This is a genomic window from Azospirillum sp. P4_B5 (assembly GCF_056402275.1).
Genome location: NZ_JBFUHT010000010.1, coordinates 201,908 through 222,703 on the forward strand (window position 1 = coordinate 201,908; position 20,796 = coordinate 222,703).

Below are 20,796 nucleotides of genomic sequence, written 5' to 3' on the forward strand. Positions count from 1 at the left end.
GCGTCCCGCTGCCTTGGCCTGTTCACTCGTAGCGAAGGGCTTCGATCGGCTGGAGGCGGGAGGCCTTGCGGGCCGGGTAGAAGCCGAAGAAGACACCGACCGCCGCCGCGAAGCCAACGGCCAGGAGAATGGCCGACACGCTGAGTTCCGTCTGCCAGTGCGCCCAATGGCCGATGGTGAAGGAGGCCGCCGCGCCGACGGCGATTCCGGTCAGCCCGCCGGTCAGGGACAAGGTCAGCGCCTCGATCAGGAACTGGCTCAGGATATCGCGGCTTCGCGCCCCGACGGCGAGGCGCAAGCCGATCTCCCGCGTGCGTTCCGTGACGCTGACCAGCATGATGTTCATGATGCCGATCCCGCCCACCACCAGCGACACCGAGGCCACCGCCGCCAGCAGCAGGGTCAGCACGCGCGACGAGGTCTCCTGCGCCTGGGCGACCTCCGACAGGTTGCGGAGCCAGAAATCGTCGTCCTGCGCCGGCTGAAGATGGTGGCGTTGCCTCAGCAGGCCATGGATCTGCACCTCGGCGGCGTGCATGTCGACGCCGTCGCGCATCTTGATGAGGATGGCGCCCACCGCCCGCCGGTTCACCTCGCTGGCTCCCAGAACTCGGTTCCGCGCGGTGCTCAGCGGCATGACGATGGTGTCGTCCTGGTCCTGCCCCTGCATGCTCTGGCCCTTGCGGTCCAGCACGCCGACCACCGTGAAGGGCACCTTCTTGATGCGGATCATCTGACCGACGGGGTCGGCGTTGCCGAACAGCGTGGTGGCCACCGTCTGGCCGAGCAGCGCCACCTTGGCGGCCCGGTCCAGATCGGCCTGCTCGAAGGGCCGGCCCTGGACGACGCCCCAATCCCGCGCCGTCAGAAAGTCGGGGGTGGAGCCGACGATCACGGTCGACCAGTTCAGGTTGCCGTAGATGACCTGCGCGCTGCCGCGGACTCCCGGTGCGGCCACCAGGATTTCGGGAATGTCCCGTTCCAGAGCCTGTGCGTCATCCTCGCTCAGCGTCATCTCGGTGCCGAAGCCGAGCCGCACGCCGCCCGAGGTGATGGCGCCGGACACCACCACGATCAGGTTGGAGCCGAGGCTGTTGATCTGTTCGGCGATGCGGGCTTCCGCCCCGGCGCCGACCGCGATCATGGTGATCACCGACCCCACCCCGATGATGATGCCGAGCATCGTCAGCACGCTGCGCATCAGGTTGAGGCGCAGGGCGGCGAGCGCGATGCGGATGGACGACAGGAGGTTCATGCCGCAGACTCCTCCGGGCGCCGGCCCGCCAGCACCTCGGAGGCCACGCGGGGCGCCGCCACCGGCCGATCGTCCATCAGCCGGCCGTCGCGAAAGCGCAGCGTGCGCCGGGCGAAGGCGGCGATGTCCGGTTCGTGCGTCACCAGGATAACCGTGATGCCGCGCGCGTTGAAGGTCTGGAACAGCGCCATGACCTCGACGCTGGTGCGCGAGTCGAGCGCGCCGGTGGGCTCGTCGGCGAGGATCAGCAGCGGGTCGTTGACCAGCGCGCGCGCAATGGCGACACGCTGCTGCTGGCCGCCCGACAGTTGCGAGGGATGATGCCACGCCCGCTCGGCGAGACCGACCTCGGCCAGCCGGACCAAGGCACGACGGCGCCGCTCGGGTGCTGAAACGCCCGCGTACACGAGCGGCAGTTCGACATTCTCGACCGACGGCGTGCGCGGCAACAAATTGAATCCCTGGAATACGAAGCCGATCAAGCGATTGCGCACGACCGCCAGCTCATCGGGTGCAAGATGCGAGACGTCACGGCCGTCGAGGCGGTAGAGGCCGCCGCTGGGGCTGTCGAGGCAGCCGAGCAGATTCATGAAGGTGGACTTGCCCGATCCGGATGGTCCCATGACGGCGACGAACTCGCCAGGGGCGATGCGAACCGACACGTCGTCGAGCGCACGCAACGATACGTTGCCCAGCCGGTAATCCTTGCACAGATGCTCGGTCTCGATCAGCCAGTCTCCCATGGCTGGGCCCCCCGATGTCTGAAGCGCCGGCGTCACATGCGCGGTCCGGCGCCCATGGATGGAACGGCACCCGAAGCCGTGGACGGCGCCGTTTCGCCGAGCACGACACGGTCTCCGACTCCCAGCTTTCCTTCGACGACCTCCACCATGCTGCCGTCGGAAACACCAAGCCGAAGAGGGCGGCGCTCCGGCTGCCCGGCGGCGTTCAGCACCCAGACCTCGCCCGTCTGCTGGGATGGCGGGCTGCTCGACGGGGCGGCCTTGGCCGGGTGGTAGCGCAAGGCGGCGCTGGGAACCAGCAGCGCGTCGTCGCGGTGGTCGGCGACGATGCGCACGTTGGCGGTCAGACCGGGAAGGAGCGCAAGATCGGGATTGGGCGCCGAGATGACCACGTCGTAGGTGACGACGTTCTGCACGACCTGCGGCGCCTTGCGGATCTGCATCACCGCCCCGGTGAAGCGGCGGCCGGGGAAAGCGTCCACGGTGAAGTGCACGTCCTGGCCCACCCGGACGGTCCCGACATCCGCCTCGTCCACGGAAGCGTCCACCTGCATGGCCGTCAGATCCTGGGCGATGGTGAACAGCACCGGGGCCTGCAAGCTGGCCGCCACCGTCTGGCCGCGGTCGACGTTGCGCTGGATGACGGTGCCGTCCACCGGGGCGACGATGCGCGTGTGCTCCAGATTGATGCGCGCTCCCTGATACGCCGCCTGTTTCTGCTGCACCAACGCCATCGCGCTCGCCACGTTGGCTTGGGCGAGGGTAAGCTGGGCCTCGCTGGAGCGGACGGTTGCCTGCTGGCTGATCTCCTGCGCGGTCAGAGCCTCGACCTCCGCCTGGGCGGCGTCGTTGGCGGATTTCGCGCTGTCGCGGCCCGAGGCGGAGGCATTTCCGCGGTCGAAGAGCCGTTGCGTGCGTTCATAACTGCTCCTGGCGTTGAACAGGAGCGCTTGGGCCTTGCGCAGCTGAGCCTGTACGTTGGTCAGCGTGGCGCGCGCGGCCTCCAGGTCGGCGTTGGCGCGTATGACAGTGGCGCGCTGGGTCTCGATGCCCGCCTGGGCAACGGCGAGGTCGCCGGCCGCCTGCGCCACCTGTGTCTCGAACAGCGCAGGATCGATGCGGGCGACGAGCTGACCGGTCTTCACCTCGGTGTTGAAGTCGGCGAGCAGTTCGCTGATCTGTCCCGACACCTGTGACCCCACCTGCACGGTGACGACCGGGTTGACGGTGCCCGACGCGGTGGTCGACGCGGTAACCGCCCCACGGGCCACCGGGCCGGTGCGGTAAGCGGGCGCGGCGTTGCGGGTGCCCACAACGTGAGAAAGCAGCATTGCGGCGGCCGTCAGGGCGAGCGCGAGCCCGAACAGCCAGCCGGGATGTCGGGCGACACGGCGTTCCGCTGGGATCTTTGATCGTCCAGGGCTCGGACCGTGGTCGCTCAACGGCCCGTGCTCGGTCAGCGGCCCGTGCTCGGTCAGCGGCCCGTGCTCGGTCAGCGGCAGCGTCATCGGCTGACTCCGGAAGGACTGGGTCCACGCTCCGCACCATGGACTCCCGCACCCTATCCGAAGGATGCCCCGGGGCATTAACGTGCATCAAGATCAGCGCTCGCGGATGGGGTTAACCCGCAAAAGGCGGCGCCCACAGGGACGCTTCGACCGAAAGAGGTCGGGCTCCGCCCGATCTCCGCGTCTTTACGATGCGCCGCCTTTACCTGGGTTAATGCCTCGACTCCGCCTTCGTCCATGCTCGACGCTCGATATGCCGGGCAAGCGGATGACTGGGCGGGGCGGCCCTCCTGTAGCGGAGATTCCGCGCTCCAGCCGGTCGCCTTGTTTCTCGGATCCAAGACAGGAGATTGATATGGCGATGTCCTTGCGCAACGTATCCGTCGTGCTGGGCACCCTGCTCGCGGCGGGGTGCTCGGGGTTAAGCGCGGAAGACCGCAACCTTCTGATCCAGACGCAAGCCACCGCCAATGACGCCAAGGCGGAGGCGACGCTGGCGGCCCGCGCCGCCCAGCAGTCGGCCGAACAGGCGCGCGCCGCAGCGGCGGACGCCAGGGCGGCGAACGAGAAGGCGGAACGCATGTTCAGCCGCACCCAGCGGAAAACCCGCTCTTAGGCGGACTGAGGCCGTAGGTGACCGTGGGCGCTGCCGTCCTGTTGCGTTCGATTGGAGGCGTTGTCACTGCCCTGGCGGCCCTGGCCTTTGCTCCGGTGCCGGTGGCGGCGGCCGACATCATTGGACCATTGCCATTCGGTATTCTCTTTGCGTCAGCGGACGACACGCTGGCCGACATCGCCATCGACAATGATCTCGGCTACACCGAGATCATCATGGCAAATCCAGCCATCGACCCGTGGCTGCCGGGCGACCGAACACTCGTGGTGCTGCCGACGGCGCATATCCTTCCATCCGGGGGGCGCAACGGCATTGTGATCAATCTTGCGGAGCAGCGCCTGTATCACTTCGCACGGGGGAAGCCGCCGGCCAGTTTTCCGGTGGGAATTGGTGCCGAGGCCGCCAACCTGCAGACCGGCTCCACCTACGTCCGGGCCAAGCGTGTCAACCCGCCCTGGATGCCTTCCACGCGCATGCGGGAGGAGGACCCGGACCTGCCGTCCTATGTCCCGCCGGGGCCGGACAACCCGCTGGGACCCAAGGCACTGTACCTCGGCTGGACGGGCATCATCGTCCATGGAACCAACAAACCCTATGGTGTTGGGCGCCGCGTGAGCCACGGCTGCTTCCGCCTGCACAACCGGGATATCGGGCGCCTGTACGAGGAGGTGCCCATCGGCACCCAGATTCGTGTCGTGGACGAGCCGGTGAAACTCGGCTGGGTCGGCGACAGCCTTTACATCGAGGTTCACCTGACGACCCGGCAAGCCGATGCCCTAGAGGAAACAGGGCGCTTCGACCCGCCCGACTTCCCGAATCTTGAGGCGATCGTTGCACGCGCCGCGGGTCGTGCCGCGTCACGGGTGGATTGGGGCGCCGTCCACAAGGCGGTCGAGGAACAGCGTGGCCTCCCGCGGCCCATCCTGCGTGGGTCGTCGGAGACTGAACCGCTCCGAGTTTTCCGGAGACTCCATGTTCCGAGACGATGGGGTCATCATGACGAAACCGTCATCACCCGAATACGCCCCCGAGGTCCACGAGCGCGCGTTGCGGATGGCGTTCGCGTGAAGACGTCGCCACGGCGGCGTGATCCCTACATACCGGCCTCCGACAAAGCCGGCGCGGTTCAAAGGCGGCGATGGCGCTGCGCAGGCGCCTTATCCTGCGTCTTTTTGTCCTGCGCCCTTCTGAGCCCTGTCAGCCATGTACCTCGTACGAAGAGTGGACTTCCCGAGCGCCCCAGCCATAGCATGCAGCTGATCATCGCAGAACCTTTCCGGCTTGCCGCCAGCTTCGGGCGGGCCGCCGTTTCTGCACAAGACGCTGTATCCATTGCACCAGCCCCGTGGCACAGGGAGGCCTGACATGGTCGACACTCCGTGCCGATTGCCCAGCCTAGCGGTCGGAGCAATCATCGTTTCGTTGATTGTTGCCGCGTCCGCGCGCGCCGCGTCCGATGGACCGGGCAGCATCGGCTTCGGGCGCCACTTGGTCGAGGAGGTCTGCGGTGAGTGCCACCGCGTGTCGCAGCCGCCGATGGCTAAGCCGCCCCCCATGCAGGAGGAGCTTGCTGCGCCCGACCTGGTGGAGCGAATGCGCGATCCAGGGATCACCGAAATGGCCCTGCGCAGTTACCTGCGGACATCCCACCCGGTGATGCCGAACATCCGTCTGTCCATGGAAGAAACGGACGATGTCGTCGCGTACCTGATGTCCCTAAAGGAAGGCTTGCAATGAAGACGGGCCTATGCGCGGGGGTGTTGATGACGTTTTTCGCCATGGCGGACGTGACACAGGCGGCGGACGCGGAAGCCGGCAGAAGCATCGCCGACCGTTGGTGCGCCGCCTGCCACCTAGCCTCGGACAGCAATGCGGACAGCCGTGTCGTGCGCGGCACCGACGCGGTCCCGACATTGGCCAGCATCGCGCGCGATCCGAACCGCAGCCCGAACTGGTTGCGGCAATGGCTGACCTTTCCTCACCCGCCGATGCCCGACCTGAATCTTTCACGCTCGGAGATCGATGACGTTATCGCCTATCTGCAAGGGATGTCGCGCTAACGCGAGCCCAACCACTCCGCGCCGCGCGCCCCGATCAAGGTCGCCGGAAGCCGCTGTTGTCCGGAACGATCGTGAAACAGACCTTCACATGGAGGGCTGAGCATGAGAGCGATGATCCTGCCGCAGCCGCGCGCACCGCTGATTCCCGCCTTGCTGCCGGACCCAGAGCCAGGACCGGGCCAAATCCTGATCGCCGTGCACGCCTGCGCGGTGTGCCGAACCGACCTGCACGTCATCGACGGCGAGTTGCCGCATCCCAAGCTGCCACTTGTTCCCGGCCACGAGATCATCGGGAGCGTCCTCGAAACCGGGCCGGGCGTGGAGCGCTTTCATCTTGGGGACCGCGTGGGCATCGCCTGGCTCGGCTGGAGTTGCGGCGAATGCGTCTATTGCCGCTCGGGACGCGAGAACCTGTGCGACCGCGCGCGCTACACCGGCTACCAGATCGACGGCGGCTACGCCGAGATGGCGGTCGCCGACGCTCGCTACGCCTTTCCTGTCGACCCGTTCTACACGGACATCGAAGCGGCGCCGCTGATGTGCGCCGGCCTGATCGGCTACCGCGCCCTCCGAGCCGTCGGGGAGGTGGAGCGCCTGGGTCTTTACGGCTTCGGGGCCGCTGCGCACATCGTCATCCAGATTGCCCGGCACTGGGATCAGCGGGTTTTCGCTTTCACGCGGACTGGGGACGAAGCTGCACAGGCCCTGGCCCGTGATCTTGGCGCGGCATGGGCCGGCGGGTCTGAAGAGCCCCCTCCGGAGCCTCTGGATGCCGCCATTCTCTTCGCCCCCGTCGGCGCGCTGGTGCCGACGGCGCTGCGGGCGGTGGTGAAGGGGGGCACCGTCGTCTGCGCCGGCATCCACATGAGCGACATTCCCTCCTTCCCCTATGACATCCTATGGGGTGAGCGGGTGATCCGCTCCGTCGCCAACCTCACCCGGCGGGACGGGGAGGAGTTCCTGGCGCTTGCGCCCCGCATCCCCGTACGGACCCGCACAACGCCCTTTCCCCTCGCCCAGGCCAATGAAGCCGTGGAAGCGCTGCGCTGCGGGACCGTCACCGGAGCGGCGGTGCTGACCGTCTGAGGTGGCGTCCTTCCGCTGTGCGGTCGCTGCTTGCATCAGGTGGAATTCAGAATTCCTCTCCTGGTCCTTGGCATACAGCATTTAAATCGACGGGCCAAATCGATCGATAACTACTGATGTCAGAGTTTTTTCGAAGCGGATCGACTGGAAAAGTCCATAACATGAATTACGCGCACCCCGGGCGAGTTCAATAATGGTTTTCGGAAATCTTGTGACAATCGCCCGCGGTCCCGTGGATTGGTGAGTGGCAACGACACGTCCTGCTTGGCGAGTGGCTGAGGTGCCGTGGCGTCGTTCATCTCGGCCAGTTCAGTGAGCCGCATCCAATCGAGCACACGCAGATGGCCTTTCGCGAAGGACAGCAGGCCAGCCGTACGCATCTCCTTGAGCGTCCGACACACGTGAACCGGTGTCAGCCCTGTGGCATCGGCAATGAGGACCTGACTGATCGGCAACGTCACGTCCGAAATGTCCGGTGCGGTTCTTTGCCGTTGCCGATTGTAAAGGGCAAGGAGAAGCCGGGCAATCCGCTCCGCGGCGGTGCGGGTGCCGAGTCCGCCCAGGAGCCGCCAATCAGAGATCGTTTCGGCCGCGAGCAAGGATGCCATCCGCAAGGCAACGTTCGGCGCCTGTTGGCAAAAGCGCATCAGGGAATGGCGTGGCATCGGACAGACGATCAGATCGGTGAGCGCTTCAACCGTGCAGGGCATGTCGCCGTCGGGGGCCCGCTCGAAACCGATCAGATTTCCCGGCATGACGAAACGCAGCACTTGGCGCCGACCGTTCTCGTGCATCATGGACGCCAACGCCCAGCCACGGCGAACGATGTAGACCATCTCGTTCTCGTCACCTTCGACAAACAAGCTGGCGCCGGCACGAATGGTGCGGACCGGGCGTTTGATCGCCGCCCAGCTGGGCAGCTGTTCATCCGCAACGCTTGCACACAACCCGTCACGTCGCAGCGGGCACGCTTGGCAGTCTGATTGCATGACCGCCTCCTCAGCCTGGAATCAGTGCGGAAGGCTTGGCCGCTCCAACGGAAGCAGCTGAGCCTGGGCCATGGCGTCGAAAAATGCGGACAGAATGACATGGGGCGCCACAGGACCTCCCGGCGCCTCCTGAGCCATTTTGAAAGCGTCGAACATTGCACATGCGACCGCCAGTTTCGCGGCGATCCCGAGAGGCGTGTGTGCCGGCGTGCAGACGAGTGACCGCAACACGCTCTGGCAGTCCATCTCCGTTGTCCGGTCCGACGCCTCGCTTGCAACGGACCGGACGCGGTCCATTGCTTCGGCCTGTCCCACCTCTTGTACCCATTGAAAGAGAAACAGCAAATCCTGATCGCGATGCCTGCCGCTCGCCAGGGCCAAGGCAATCGCGTTCATGAGTTCGGCATGGAGATGCCCGACTTCCGCAAGGTCACCGGTTGGCATCATGGCCGCCTCCTGTGGCAATGCACGGGGTTTAGCTTGAGCACCGCCCTCATCAGGAAAAAGTGGCATCGAAAACGCGGTTGGGGCTGAAACGCAGCCCCCGGTTTTTCGCCGCCGATCTTTCAACGCTTGGGCTCATCACGGCAACAGTCCCTCATTGTGCCGCCGATTGACTTGATCTGGATCACCATCCGGCGCGCCTATGCTAATGAGATGGAGCATATCCGTAAAATAGGCCGGCGACACCCCATCACGCCTTATGCATCATACTCAATTCGCAACAATATCAACGCCAAACATAATAAGATAAACTATGACAAAACACATTCTTCATATTGTCGATAACCTTCATGACGCGACAATGTCCCGGACTATAAAATCATTGCACACTTTAATAGAAAGAGTATAAGGAGTCTATAATTTAAAATACCGACGGCAACCTTTTGATGATCAAGAGGTTTGGCAATGCAGCTATTAACCAATATCTCGCCGGCCCCTCCACCTCCCATAGGTTTGGCGCGACGGAACATCAGCCGCCATCTTCTCAGCGTCGTGGTCACGGCCTTGGCAGCCATGGCTGCCATCGCCGTCAGTTTGGTCGCATGGAATCTGACAACACAGCGACAGTTTGCCGCCGCCGAGATGGCGATCACGGTCCGCGCCATCGCGGCGGCTCTCGATCAGCAACTGCTCGTCACCACCTCCGCCCTGGAGGCGCTTGCCGCGACGATGGTCGTCGACGGCGATCCGCAACGGCTTTATCGCGTCGCTCAAGCGGTCAAGGACAAGCATTCCCACTGGTCGCACGTAACGCTTCGCGATGCCGATGGAAGCGTGGTGTTCAGCACCAAAGTTCCGTATGGAACGACCGTGCCGACGGTTGCCGACATCAATCCCAAGCTGGGCGAGGCGATGACCACCGGACAGCCGCAGGTTTCCGGCCTGTTGTACGGCCCCATCGCCAACGAGCATGTCGGTGCAGTCCTGGTGCCCGTTCAGGCAAAGGATGGCAAGCGTTACGCACTCATTGCGGCGGTGACGACCTCGAAATGGGAGACCCTCCTTCGAGAGCAGCCAATTCCCGACGGCTGGGTGGCTGGGATCATCGACCGAAACGGGGTCGTCGTCGCGCGAACGCGCGCTGCCGACCAGTTTGTCGGCAAACCAGCCCCTGGGTGGGTTCAAATGGCGATCCAGACGGCTCCGACCGGGCAGGCGACCGGCCCCGCTTTGGAGGGAGAGCCGTTGTCGCTCGTGTTCTCGCGTTCAAAAGTGTCGGGATGGACAGTCGCGTTCGCCGCGCCGGCCTCCGTGTTCGAGGAGCCTCTGCGCCGATCGCTGTGGTCGGCGGCCGCCGTCAGCATCCTAGCGCTCGGCTGCGCCTCCCTCCTGGTGCTGCGCTACGCCCGTCGGCTGTCCAAGTCGGTGAGCGGGTTGGCGCAAGTCGCGGAAGCGATGCAGACACCCGGAGCGGCGTTGCCGCCGCCGCCGCCGACCAACCTGGAGGAATTGGCCTCGGTCTACGACACGATGCGGAACACCAGCGACCTCCTGCGCCGGGCGGAAGACCAGCGGATCATGTCGATGCGCGAACTTCAGCACCGGGTCAAGAACGACCTCCAGGCGATCTTGAGCCTGCTTGCGTTGGAAAGCGGTCAAGCCAAGAGCGAAGAAACCATCCGCATCCTGGATCAACTCCAGGGGCGGGTCGAGGCGCTTCGCCTCGTGCATTCTCGCCTGTATGAGGCCAGCCAGGTCGGCGTCGTGGAACTGGGAGAGTATCTTCTAGAACTGTGCGCCAACGCCATAGCCCTTCATGGACGCAGCCTTGCCGGTGGAATCGCGCTGCGAACCAGCGTCGACCATGCGTATGTCGACCACAACACCGCCGTCTCACTCGGGCTGATCGCCAACGAGTTCATCACCAACAGCGCCAAGCATGCGTTCCCACAGGGAGGCGGGACGATCACCCTCGCCTTGCTCGTGACAAAGCCCGGCGAGATCCATCTGATGCTGTCCGATAATGGCGTTGGCCTGCCGCCGGAGCGGGTACGATCCTCCGGCCTCGAATTGATCAGCATGCTGGCCGAGCAGGTTGGCGCGAAGTCGACATGGACAACGTCGCCGCAAACCAGTTTGCGGCTGACCCTTCACACCGGAGACGCAGGACACGCCAATTGAAGTCGTGGCTTGCTAACCTGGGTTAAGGTCCGCGCTGCTCGATCCGGCCAGACTGGTGTCACACCCGTGACCAGGGAGGCCATCATAATGATCACGATCGAGGACTGCATCGGGCTGAGTGGGCTGACCCGCGAGGAGATCGACGCCATCGCCGAGCATGAGCATTTGCCGGAGATCGTTGCCGCGGAACTCGGTTCCTACCTCGACCAAACCCCGGAGGGGCAACGCACCATCCGCCGCATGATCGAGGATGACATTGCCCATGCCGTGGCCTGCCGGGACATGAAGCGCGCCGGTGTCCTGAAGATCGTTCTGGCGCATTACGTCCGCCATCACGAGAACGAGGAAGCGGTGCGCAGGGGAGAGGGCGATGGTCACCACACAGTCGCCTGACAGGGACGACTGGCGGGCCGCCACCCCGGCCTGCGCCCGCGCCACCGCCCGCCGAAGCCCCGCCTACAGCTTTCTATCTGCCGATCCGCGGGGAGTTGGCGGGGAGTTGGCGGGGAGTTGGCGGGGAGTTGGCGGGGAGTTGACTGACCACCTCGTGCACGCTTGGCGGAGCCGGTTCCCGGTGTCTGCGCCGCTCCGGTCTTTATCCAGGTTAATGTCACGATCCTCATACGAGCCAATGCTGTCTCGCCATGCTCGTCGGGCGAAAACGCCCCATCACACGACCAAGGAGACGCGGCCATGTCCTACCGGGAAATTCTCGTTCAGTTCGATGATTGCCCGGCCGGCGCGGCACGGGTCGAAGCGGCCATGCTCCTGGCGGAGCAGCACACGGCGCATCTGACCGGCCTCGTGCTCGACATTCAGCCGCGCATTCCCATGTCCATCGACGGTGGCGTTCCGCAGTTCGTGACCGATGCGCTGAACCGGTCCGCGGCGGAGGAGACGGAGCGCACGGTTGCCAGGATGGACGCCTTGCTCGACCCGCAGCGGTGCGTGGCGGAACGGCGGATCTGCAAGTGCGATGACACGGCGATCGACAGGGCTCTGGCTCTGAACGCCCGCTACGCGGACCTTCTCGTCCTCGGTCAGGCGTTGCCCGGCCATTCGGCGCTCGTCGGCCGGTTGGAGATCGAAACGGTGGTGATGTCCTGCGGGCGGCCGGTGCTGCTGGTTCCCCAAGCCGGCCTCCGTCCCACCATCGGGAAACGGATCGTGGTGGCCTGGGACGCGGGCCGCGCGGCGGCGCGCGCGGTCGCAGACGCCATGCCCATGCTGGAGAAGGCGACATCGGTCACGGTGCTGGTGGTCGATGCGGCATCCACGCCAAGCGGTCACGGCGCGTTGCCGGGGGCGGACATCGGCACCCTGTTGGCCCGCCACGGCGTGACGGTGGAGGTGGCCTCCCTGTCGTCGGAGGGCAGCGACGTGGCGGATGTGGCGTTGAACTGGATGTTCGACCACGATGCGGATCTGCTGGTCATGGGTGCCTATGGCCACTCCCGCGCCCGTGAATGGGTGCTCGGTGGCGCGACGCGCTCGATCCTCGACCGTATGACCGTCCCGGTGCTGATGTCCCACTGACGCATCGGCGCCGGGCATACCGATGCGAGCAAGACCGGGAGGTCATCATGGACATCAAGACGATCCTCGTGCCGTTCGCCCGGGATCTGCACACGAGCGCCGGCCTTTCAACGGCCATCGCGGTGGCGCGCCTAATGGGCGCGCGCCTCATCGGCCTCCATTGCCCGGCCGAGACCGCCCTGCCCTGGTACGTCGCGGCACCGGTCGCCATCCCACCGGTGCCCGGCCGGCCCTCGGCCGAAGCGGAACAGAGCTTCATCGCCCGGTGCAGCGCCGCCTGCCTGAAATGCGACTGGATCGCCGATCACGGCTTCCTGCCCGAGCGGCTGGCCTTCCACAGCCGTTACGCCGACCTGATCGTTGCCGGCCGCGATGATCGAGACTCCGCAGGCAAGGGCGGACTGTCGCCGCGCGCGCTCGGCCAACTGGTGCTGAGCGCCAGCGCGCCGCTGCTGATCGTTCCGCCGGGGGCGGAGGAAACCTTCCGGCCGCAACGCGTGCTTGTCGCGTGGAACGAGCGCCGCGAGGCCGGCCGCGCCTTGCACGGCGCGCTGCCGTTCCTGCGTCACGCCAAGGAAACCATCCTGCTCTCCGTGCACCCGCCGGGGTTCGACGACGAGCCCGACCGCCGCGCCCTGGCCTACCTGGAGGCCCACCGCATCCACGCGGACGCGCGGATCAACTTCGCCGCCGAGTTCGAAGCGCCCGGAGCGATTCTCGCCCAGGCCCGCGCGGTGGAGGCGGATCTCCTCGTCATGGGGGCTTACGGCCACGCCCGCGTGTTCGAACAAGCGTTGGGGGGCGCCACGCACCATGTGCTGGAAGCCGCCGATCGGCCGGTGCTGATGGTGCATTGAACCGTGGCGGACCCGCACATTATCGCCGTTCCACAGGAGACGAGGGAAGCCTGCATCCCGCTGGATGCGAAGATCGGCTTTCTGCGCAAGCCCGACGCCTACCCGGATCGTCCAAGCCGGGTCGAGACCATTGAAACACACCTGTCGTGGGTCTTCCTGACCGAGCGGCACGCCTACAAGCTGAAGAAGCCGGCGCGTCTGCCCTGTGTGGATTTCACGTCCCTCACCGCCCGGCGAAGCAATTGCTTGACGGAGACGCGGCTGAACCGCCGCTTGGCGCCCGATGTTTACCTCGGCGTGGTCGGTCTGCTCGCCCGTCCGGACGGCTCGTTCCGTCTCGGGGGACGCCCTGGTCCGCGGGACTTGATGGCCGACTGGCTGGTGTGGATGGTGCGACTGCCGCAGGAGCGGCGCTTGGACGAACGCATCCGGGCCGGCGCTCTGGCACCGGCCGACATCGAACGGCTCGGCCTCGTCCTGACGAAGTTCTACCGCGGCGGCTTGGCGGAACCGATGTCGCCAGCTGACTATCAGCGGCGTTTCGAGGCGGACATCAGCCGCAATCTCGACGTGACGCTTCCCCGGGTGACCGGTCCGCTGGCCGAACGAGCCCGCGCCGCCGCCGAAACGCAGGTCGCTTTTCTGACGGGACACGGCCGATTGCTTCGGGCGCGGGCGGCGGAGGGGCGGATCATCGAGGGGCACGGCGACCTGCGGCCCGAGCATGTCTTTCTCGACGGCACGCCCCGAATCATCGACTGCTTGGAGTTCAGCCGCGACCTGCGGTTGCTCGACCCGGTGGACGAACTGGCCTATCTGTCTCTCGAATGCGAGCGGCTTGGCGCCCGACGGGTCGGCGACGCAATTCTCGACCTCTACCGCGTCTGGAGCGGCGACGCAGCCGATCGGCGACTGATCGCCTTCTACTGCAGTTTCCGCGCCAGCCTGCGGGCGCGCCTCGCCGCCGAGCGGCTGGACGAGGCGGCGGGCGAGCGGCGCGGCGACTGGCTCGCCCGCATCGACGCCTATTTGCGCTTGGCCACCGCGCGCCCCTTCGGTCAAGGATAGGAGCCTCCGACAATGGAGCGTAGATCCATATGGCGCACGCTCGCACTGCTGATCGCCACGACCGGCTTTGCTCCGGAACTGGCCTACGGCAAGGACCGGGTGGTGGGCTGGAGACTGGAAAGCGATGGCGCGGGCTATTGCCTGCTCCTTTCGGAATACCGGATCGATGGGCGCCCGGAGATCGATGCCGCCATCGCAATGACGGTCACCGGCGATTTCAGGACGTTCCGGCTGCATGTCTTCCGCGCGGACTTCGACCTGTCCATCGGCGCCGTCTATGACGTCGTCGTCAGCATCGACCGGCGCTGGACCGGGCAAGGCATCGTCGAGGTGCCGGTGCCGGACATCTTCAACCTGGGCCTGCCGTTGACGCGCGACCTGCTCGATGCCCTGATGCGCGGATCGAGCCTGTCCGTCCACGGGCGACGCAGCACGGTGTCCATCCTGCTGAGCGGGACGAGCAAGGCCATTCCAGCCTTGCTCGACTGCGTGGCGGGACGGCCGGGACGGCCGGGCATCAACCCCTTCGACGCGGAGACCGGAGCGGGCGACATGATGTGACGGCCGCCGAAACGCACCCACACCGGGTTCCCGATGGTTCCCATCAATGCAGGGGCACGCCATGGACAGCGCGACAACGCCGCCGACAAACGGACGTCAGCCTTGGGAAGCGTCCTATCCGGCCGGGCTCGACTGGCGCACCCCCATCCCCGAGCAGCCGCTGCACCGGCTGGTGGAGGATGCCTGCGCCGCCTTTCCGAACACCGTCTGCCTCGACTTCTATGGAAAGCGGATCACCTACCGACAGACCGGCAACCTGGTCGATCGCGCCGCGCGCGGGCTTCAGGAGCTGGGCGTCGGAAAGGGAGGCAAGGTGGCTCTTCTGCTGCCGAACTGTCCCTATTCGGTGATCGCGTTCCACGCCATCCTGAAGGCCGGCGGCGTTGTCGTGAACCTCAACCCGCTCGCCTCCATCGCCGAGTTGACCGATCAGATCGAGCATTCCGGGACCGAGGTTCTGATCACGCTGGACCTCGTCCCGTTCCACGCCAAGCTCGACGCGCTGGGGTGGCCGGGCCGGCTTCGAACGATCGTCGTGGCGCGCATGGCCGACGCCCTGCCATTTCCAAGGAACTGGGCCTATCGGCTGTTCAAACGCCGGGATGTGGCCGACATCCCCCGGGACGAGCGGCATGTGTGCTTTCGCCGTTTGCTCGCCGACCATGGCGCGCCTCGCCCGGTGGCGGTGCAGCCCCGCGCCGACCCCGCGGTGCTGCAATACACCGGCGGCACCACCGGCGTTCCCAAGGGCACCGTCCTGACCCATGCGGGCCTGTACGCCAACACGATCCAGTGCCGCCGTTGGTTCACCGGCGCCGAACCGGGCCGTGAACGGGTGCTGGCGGTGCTGCCCTTCTTCCACGTGTTCGGCATGACCGGCGTGATGAACTTCGCCCTGGCGCTGGGAGCGGAGCTGATCCTGCTGCCGCGGGTGGACGTGCGCGAGATCCTGGAGACCATACAGCGCAAACGCCCGTCCATTTTCAGCGGCGTGCCGCGCCTGTTCCAGGCCATAGCTGCCTTTCCCCACCTGAACCGCTACGATCTGTCGTCGCTGCGCCTGTGCGTGTCGGGAGGCGACAGCCTGCCGCCGCTGCTGCTGGAGCGCTTCCAGCAACTCACCGGGGCCTATCTGGCCGAAGGCTACGGCCTGACCGAAGCCTCGCCGGTGGTGACTTGCAACCCGTTCAGCGGCCTGAACAAGCCGGGCTCGGCGGGCTTGCCGCTGCCGGGCACCCTGGTCGAGATCGTCTCGCTGGACGACCGCCGCACGCCCCTACCCCAAGGCTACAGCGGCGAGGTGTGCGTGAGCGGACCGCAGTTGATGGCCGGCTATTGGCAGGACGCGCCGGCGACGGCGCAGGCGATGGAGGGCGGCCATCTGCACACGGGGGACATCGGCTTTCTCGACGGTGACGGTTACCTTCACATCGTGGACCGTCTGAAGGATCTGATCGTCACCGGTGGGCAGCATGTCTACCCGCGCACCGTCGAAGCGGTCATCAAACAGCATCCGCAGGTTGTCGATGCCGCGGCGGTGGGCGAGCCCGACCCGGTGCGCGGGCAGGCGATCCGGGCCTTCGTCGTGCCGCAGCCCGGCTCCACGCTGTCCGAAGCGGAGTTGCGCGCCTTCCTCGCCCATCGCCTGTCACGCTTCGAACAGCCGCAGCGGATCGAGTTCCGCACGGCCTTGCCGACCTCGACGATCGGCAAGATTCTGAAACGCGACCTCATCCCCGAACGGCTAGGGGGCGACGACCGGGAGGTCAATCGGCCAGCAGATCGCTGACCGACCCGCCACCGTGAATGCGGGCGATGGCCTCCGCAAGCAGCGGGGCCGTGGCCAGCACCGTCACGCGGCGGGACACCAGCTTCTCCGGCAGGCGGAAGGGCGGCAGTGTATCGGTGACGACGACGCGGTCGAACAGCGGCGAGGCGACGACCGTCGGGGCGCCGCCGACGAACAGCCCGTGCGTGGCGAGGGCGAACACCGGGCCTCCGCCCGCGGCGCGGCAGGCCGAGGCGGCGCGCATCATCGTGGTGCCGGTGCTGATCAGGTCGTCGAGGATCGCCACCGTCCGCCCCTGGACGTCCCCGACCAGCGTCCCGCCCCGCACCACGCCGCCGCTGCGTGTCTTTTCCATGAAGGCGAGCCCGACGTCGCGGCCCAAGGCGTGCTCCAGGGACTCCCGGAGCCGTTCGGCCCGCTTCACCCCGCCGACGTCCGGAGACACCACGGACAGGCCGCCCTGGCCGACCAGCGGTGCCAGATGCGCCGCGAACAGCTTGCGCGCCTCCAGATGCTCCGTCCGGCATCGGAAGGCGTTCTCGAACGCCGCCTCGTTGTGGACATCGACCGTAATCACCCGGTCCACGCCGACCGCCTCCATCATGCCGGCCAGATAGCGCAGGGTCACGGGATCGCGCGGCTTGGTCCGCCGATCCTTGCGCGCGTAGGCCAGATAGGGGGTGACGACGGTCACGCTCGCCGCGGACGCGTCCTTCACCGCGCCGACGAAGAACAGAAGCCGGCACAGCTTGTCGTGCACGCTGCGCTCCGCATCGCCTTGCAGGGACTGCACCACATAGACGTCCCTGTTGCGCACCCCCACCAGCGGGCGGACCTTGAGTTCCCCGTCTTCGAAGCCCCGCTCCTCGTGAAGGCTCACCGGCACCTCCAGTTGCCGGGCGATCCGCGCCCCAAGGCCCCAGTCCGGGTCCAGATCGAAGAGCAGGATGCCATCGTTTCCCACGGGAGCCTCCTCCGGGCGGACACGGCTCATGGCCGGTTGGATGGCCGGTCGGCGGGGCGCGCCGCAACCCGTCTCAGGCTGCCGTCCACACGCCGGGCGTACACGTCCACATGGTGGCCGAGATCGCACACCCGCTCCGCATCTCCGAGCGCCGCCTTGAGAGCATCACGCCGGGACGGAAAGAAGCCGGCGCAGTCACCGCCCTGCATGCGCACGGTCCACGCCTTTTGCTGCCGTTCCACGATGTATTCCAGATGCAGATAGGAATCCATGACACCACCCATCCGTTCCGCCCCGTCCGTCCGGTCGAGGCTCTGCTTCACACGGTGTCGACCCGCCGGTCCGCCTCCCGGGCAAGGCGTTCCAGAATCGGAGCGATCTCCACCAGGAGAGGAAGCCCGGAGGTCCGATGCGACAGGGCTTCCGGAAGGGATGCCAACTCCGCCGCCGCATGGGCCCGGATCGCCGGAAGGTCCGGCAGCGGCGCCACCCGCCGGCCGCCGCGCACCACCGGCACCAGCAGGGGCCGACCCTCCTCGTCGCTGTCCAGGGTCGAAAGCCGGTCGGCCTCGATCCGCCCCTCCGCCCCGTAGCGCCGGAAGACCTGCTTGCGTCCGGGCCACGTTGCCTTGCCGGCGGACCGCTTGCGCCGCGGCAGGCCGGCGTACTCCACCAACTTGTAGGCGCAATCCAGCGCCGGCGCGTCGGTGGAGGTCCCCAGGCTGGTGCCGACGCCGAAGCTGTCGATGGGCGCCCCGCCGTCCAGAAGGTCGGCGATCCCCGCCTCGTCCAGACCGCCGCTGGCGATGATGCGCGTCTCGTCCAGGCCGCCCTCGTCCAGGATGCCCCGCACCTTGCGGGAGAGCGCGGCCAGATCACCGCTGTCGAGCCGCACGCCGTCGATCCGGATGCCCTCGCCGGCCAGATCGCGGGCCAGCGCGACCACGGTCCTGGCCGCCGCTTCGGTGTCGTAGGTGTCCAGAAGCAGCACGAGCCGTTGCGGGCGGGAACGCGCGAAGTTGGCGAAGGCCTCCCTCTCGCTGGCGTGGGCCTGGATGAAGGAATGGGCCATGGTGCCGACGGCGGGAATGCCGAAGCGCTTGGCGGCCAGCGCCGTCGCGGTTCCGGCGAACCCCGCCAGATAACTCGCCCTTGCGGCCAGCAGCGCCGCCTCCGCCCCATGCGCCCGGCGCAGCCCGAAATCGATGAGCGGGCGGTGCCGCGCCGCCAACACCAGCCGCGCCGCCTTCGAGGCGATGACGGTCTGCAGATGGATCAGGTTGATCAGGCGGCTTTCGACGAGCTGCGCCTGCGGCAACGGCGCCGTCACCCGCAGGATCGGCTCGTGGGCGAAGAAGACCGTCCCTTCGGGCAGCGCGTCCAGATCCCCGCTGAATTGAAAATTCGCCAACTCCTCGATGGCCGCCTCGGAGAACCGGCCCTCGCCGCGAAGCCAAGCGATCTCGTCCGCGCCGAACCACGCGCTCTCCAGGAAAGCCACCGCCTGTTCGAGTCCGGCGGCCATCAGGAAGTTCCGCCCCGGCGGCAGCTTGCGCACGAACAGCTCGAACGACGCCACGTCGGTCAGGCCATGCTCGACATAGGCCTGGACCATGGTGAGCTGGTAATAGTCCGTCAGCAGCAGGCTGTTGCCATCCCCGTCTCCGTCCGACTCCGGCATGGCCGTCCCTTTCCCACGCCCTCAGGCGCGAATGCCCGACAGGTTCCGGCTCAGTCGCGCCTCCAGGCGACGCGGACATAGTAGGCGTCCTTGTCGTAGTGGAGGTCGAGATCGCCGGCATAGGCGTGGTGCAGGGCCTCGCCGATGCGGCGGGGCAGATGCACGTCGGTGGTCGTCACCACCATGTCGCCGTCGCGATGCTCGATGCCGATGATGCGGTGCAGGGGATGCTCGTCCTTCTCCAGGCGCTCCTGGTGATGGACGGCGGCCAGGATCTCGTCGCGATGCGGGCCGACGAAGCCGCCGGACAGGGTCACGGTGCCGGCGGGGTAGCGGTCGTTGGCGCGGTGGCAGGCCTGGCACAATTCCTTCACGGCATCGACGGCGGGCAACCCCCAACTCCACCGCCCGTGGTGGTAGACGGCGCCGCATTGCGGACAGACCGTCGGATCGGACAGTTTGGCGGCCCGCTTGTATGGGTCGTGGACATGCTCCTGGATCAGCCGGTCGCGGCGGGCCGGTTGCGGACGCTGGTCGTGGGGACGCGGTTCGTGGATGTGCTCGCCCATGGGGAACCTGCCGGTGAAGGAAAGGAAGTGCCGGCGTTGCCCGGCACTCGATGACTCCGTGGCGCGACACCGTGCCGTTCAGGCCTTCGCGATGTCGATCTTCCGCTTGGACGGTTGGCCCGGTTCGGTCTTGGGAAGAACGACGGTGAGGACGCCATTCTTCATGCTGGCCGCGATGCGGTCGCGGTCCACATTGGCGGGAAGGCGGAACGACCGCGCGCACAGGCCGTAGCGCCGCTCCGAGACGTAACGGTTGGCGTCCTTCTCCTCCTTTTCCTCGCTCTTCTCGGCCTTGATGGACAGGACGTCGTCCTGGACGCTGAGGTCCACGGATTGCTCGTCCATGCCGGGCATTTCCATGGTCACCCGATACTCGCCCGCGCGCTCCTCGACCTCGGCCGGCGGCGCGAAAGCGGCGCCCTCCAGCTCCGTGCGCAGCAACGGTTCCAGGTCGAACGGCGAGCGCCGGCTCCAGGGGAAGCGGAACATCGACGACGCCTCGTCGAACAGCCGGTCGAACTCGTCGCGCAACGCCAGGATCGGGTGCCGGTTGCGGGCGGCGATCTCCTGAGCCGCTGCGCCGGTGGAGGCGATCGCCTGCCGGGAGGTCTCCTCCTGTTTGGGCTTTTCCGTCACGTTCGTGTCGGCCATGGGAGTGCCTCCTGTTTGTTGCGGTGGCGCGTGTGCCGCCTCTTCTATCGACCCAAAGCGGCCCGGACACGTTAACCTGGATCAAGCATTGTACCGCGGCCCGGATTTGAGACACCCGGCTGGGCTTGTTCAGGCGACCAAGGGTAGCTCGGCGATGGGCATCTGATCAACCCGGAGTTGGTCGGCGCGCACCTGGGCTGGGGTGCGGTGTCCATGCCGGGCGACGAGCCAGGTTTCG

Annotated in this window: 22 protein-coding genes; 12 read left to right on the top strand and 10 right to left on the bottom strand. The window is 66.7% G+C overall.

The features are described 5' to 3' along the window. Window positions 1-22: 22 nt before the first annotated feature. From AC1DVI_RS10945 to AC1DVI_RS10955, 3 genes are read right to left on the bottom strand one after another with little or no spacing between them, the layout of a single operon-like run. Complete coding sequence (locus AC1DVI_RS10945; protein ID WP_149166346.1) at window positions 23-1,255, bottom strand: ABC transporter permease; 1,233 nt, start codon at window positions 1,253-1,255, stop codon at window positions 23-25. Beyond that, window positions 1,252-1,998, bottom strand: a complete 747-nt coding sequence (locus AC1DVI_RS10950; protein WP_476957986.1) for an ABC transporter ATP-binding protein — start codon at window positions 1,996-1,998, stop codon at window positions 1,252-1,254. Before AC1DVI_RS10950 ends, AC1DVI_RS10945 begins: the two co-directional genes overlap by 4 nt. Before the next feature lie 32 nt (window positions 1,999-2,030). Further along, complete coding sequence (locus tag AC1DVI_RS10955; protein ID WP_476957987.1) at window positions 2,031-3,506, bottom strand: efflux RND transporter periplasmic adaptor subunit; 1,476 nt, start codon at window positions 3,504-3,506, stop codon at window positions 2,031-2,033. Between the two features lie 355 nt (window positions 3,507-3,861). Here AC1DVI_RS10955 and AC1DVI_RS10960 point away from each other — a divergent pair, with 355 nt between their 5' ends. The 5 genes from AC1DVI_RS10960 (at window position 3,862) to AC1DVI_RS10980 (ending at window position 7,268) form a co-directional block, all read left to right on the top strand. Next, the gene (locus AC1DVI_RS10960; protein ID WP_476957988.1) at window positions 3,862-4,122 is read left to right on the top strand and encodes a hypothetical protein; all 261 of its coding nucleotides are present in this window, start codon (window positions 3,862-3,864) and stop codon (window positions 4,120-4,122) included. 17 nt (window positions 4,123-4,139) lie between these two features. Beyond that, window positions 4,140-5,486, top strand: coding sequence for a L,D-transpeptidase family protein (locus tag AC1DVI_RS10965; RefSeq protein ID WP_476957989.1), 1,347 nt, complete (start codon window positions 4,140-4,142; stop codon window positions 5,484-5,486). Window position 5,487: 1 nt separating this feature from the next. Continuing rightward, a complete protein-coding gene (locus AC1DVI_RS10970) occupies window positions 5,488-5,859 on the top strand; it encodes a c-type cytochrome (protein WP_149166351.1) in 372 nt (123 codons plus the stop codon). Between the two features lie 26 nt (window positions 5,860-5,885). After that, window positions 5,886-6,182, top strand: coding sequence for a c-type cytochrome (locus AC1DVI_RS10975; RefSeq protein WP_476957990.1), 297 nt, complete (start codon window positions 5,886-5,888; stop codon window positions 6,180-6,182). 102 nt (window positions 6,183-6,284) lie between these two features. Then, a complete protein-coding gene (locus tag AC1DVI_RS10980) occupies window positions 6,285-7,268 on the top strand; it encodes a zinc-dependent alcohol dehydrogenase family protein (protein ID WP_476957991.1) in 984 nt (327 codons plus the stop codon). Window positions 7,269-7,387: 119 nt separating this feature from the next. Here the strand turns inward: AC1DVI_RS10980 and AC1DVI_RS10985 are convergent, their stop codons facing one another. Further along, window positions 7,388-8,257, bottom strand: coding sequence for a Crp/Fnr family transcriptional regulator (locus AC1DVI_RS10985; protein ID WP_476957992.1), 870 nt, complete (start codon window positions 8,255-8,257; stop codon window positions 7,388-7,390). 21 nt (window positions 8,258-8,278) lie between these two features. After that, window positions 8,279-8,704 carry a hypothetical protein gene (locus AC1DVI_RS10990; RefSeq protein WP_149166355.1) on the bottom strand — a complete coding sequence of 142 codons (426 nt, stop codon included), beginning with the start codon at window positions 8,702-8,704 and terminating at the stop codon, window positions 8,279-8,281. Between the two features lie 570 nt (window positions 8,705-9,274). Here AC1DVI_RS10990 and AC1DVI_RS10995 point away from each other — a divergent pair. The 7 genes from AC1DVI_RS10995 to AC1DVI_RS11025 all read left to right on the top strand — a co-directional run bounded on the left by AC1DVI_RS10995 (window position 9,275) and on the right by AC1DVI_RS11025 (window position 16,693). After that, window positions 9,275-10,882 carry a sensor histidine kinase gene (locus AC1DVI_RS10995; protein WP_476957993.1) on the top strand — a complete coding sequence of 536 codons (1,608 nt, stop codon included), beginning with the start codon at window positions 9,275-9,277 and terminating at the stop codon, window positions 10,880-10,882. Between the two features lie 87 nt (window positions 10,883-10,969). Then, window positions 10,970-11,275: a hypothetical protein gene (locus AC1DVI_RS11000; RefSeq protein ID WP_476957994.1), complete on the top strand. Its 306-nt coding sequence runs from the start codon at window positions 10,970-10,972 to the stop codon at window positions 11,273-11,275. Window positions 11,276-11,575: 300 nt separating this feature from the next. After that, window positions 11,576-12,418, top strand: a complete 843-nt coding sequence (locus tag AC1DVI_RS11005) for a universal stress protein (RefSeq protein ID WP_476957995.1) — start codon at window positions 11,576-11,578, stop codon at window positions 12,416-12,418. A 47-nt stretch (window positions 12,419-12,465) separates the two neighbouring features. Then, window positions 12,466-13,275: a universal stress protein gene (locus AC1DVI_RS11010; protein WP_476957996.1), complete on the top strand. Its 810-nt coding sequence runs from the start codon at window positions 12,466-12,468 to the stop codon at window positions 13,273-13,275. A 3-nt stretch (window positions 13,276-13,278) separates the two neighbouring features. After that, window positions 13,279-14,343, top strand: coding sequence for a hypothetical protein (locus AC1DVI_RS11015; protein ID WP_476957997.1), 1,065 nt, complete (start codon window positions 13,279-13,281; stop codon window positions 14,341-14,343). A 12-nt stretch (window positions 14,344-14,355) separates the two neighbouring features. Further along, on the top strand, window positions 14,356-14,904 hold the full coding sequence (locus AC1DVI_RS11020; RefSeq protein WP_476957998.1) for a hypothetical protein: 549 nt from the start codon (window positions 14,356-14,358) through the stop codon (window positions 14,902-14,904). Window positions 14,905-14,965: 61 nt separating this feature from the next. Continuing rightward, window positions 14,966-16,693: a long-chain-fatty-acid--CoA ligase gene (locus tag AC1DVI_RS11025; RefSeq protein WP_476957999.1), complete on the top strand. Its 1,728-nt coding sequence runs from the start codon at window positions 14,966-14,968 to the stop codon at window positions 16,691-16,693. Here AC1DVI_RS11025 and AC1DVI_RS11030 read toward each other — a convergent pair. The 5 genes from AC1DVI_RS11030 to AC1DVI_RS11050 all read right to left on the bottom strand — a co-directional run bounded on the left by AC1DVI_RS11030 (window position 16,671) and on the right by AC1DVI_RS11050 (window position 20,558). Continuing rightward, a complete protein-coding gene (locus tag AC1DVI_RS11030; protein ID WP_476958000.1) occupies window positions 16,671-17,657 on the bottom strand; it encodes a ribose-phosphate diphosphokinase in 987 nt (328 codons plus the stop codon). The genes AC1DVI_RS11025 and AC1DVI_RS11030 overlap by 23 nt on opposite strands. 26 nt (window positions 17,658-17,683) lie before the next feature. Then, a complete protein-coding gene (locus tag AC1DVI_RS11035; protein ID WP_476958001.1) occupies window positions 17,684-17,929 on the bottom strand; it encodes a hypothetical protein in 246 nt (81 codons plus the stop codon). A gap of 47 nt (window positions 17,930-17,976) precedes the next feature. Beyond that, window positions 17,977-19,338 carry a nicotinate phosphoribosyltransferase gene (locus AC1DVI_RS11040; protein ID WP_476958002.1) on the bottom strand — a complete coding sequence of 454 codons (1,362 nt, stop codon included), beginning with the start codon at window positions 19,336-19,338 and terminating at the stop codon, window positions 17,977-17,979. 50 nt (window positions 19,339-19,388) lie between these two features. Beyond that, the gene (locus tag AC1DVI_RS11045) at window positions 19,389-19,907 is read right to left on the bottom strand and encodes a BCAM0308 family protein (protein WP_476958003.1); all 519 of its coding nucleotides are present in this window, start codon (window positions 19,905-19,907) and stop codon (window positions 19,389-19,391) included. 78 nt (window positions 19,908-19,985) lie between these two features. Beyond that, a complete protein-coding gene (locus AC1DVI_RS11050) occupies window positions 19,986-20,558 on the bottom strand; it encodes an Hsp20/alpha crystallin family protein (protein WP_476958004.1) in 573 nt (190 codons plus the stop codon). Window positions 20,559-20,796: the final 238 nt, after the last annotated feature.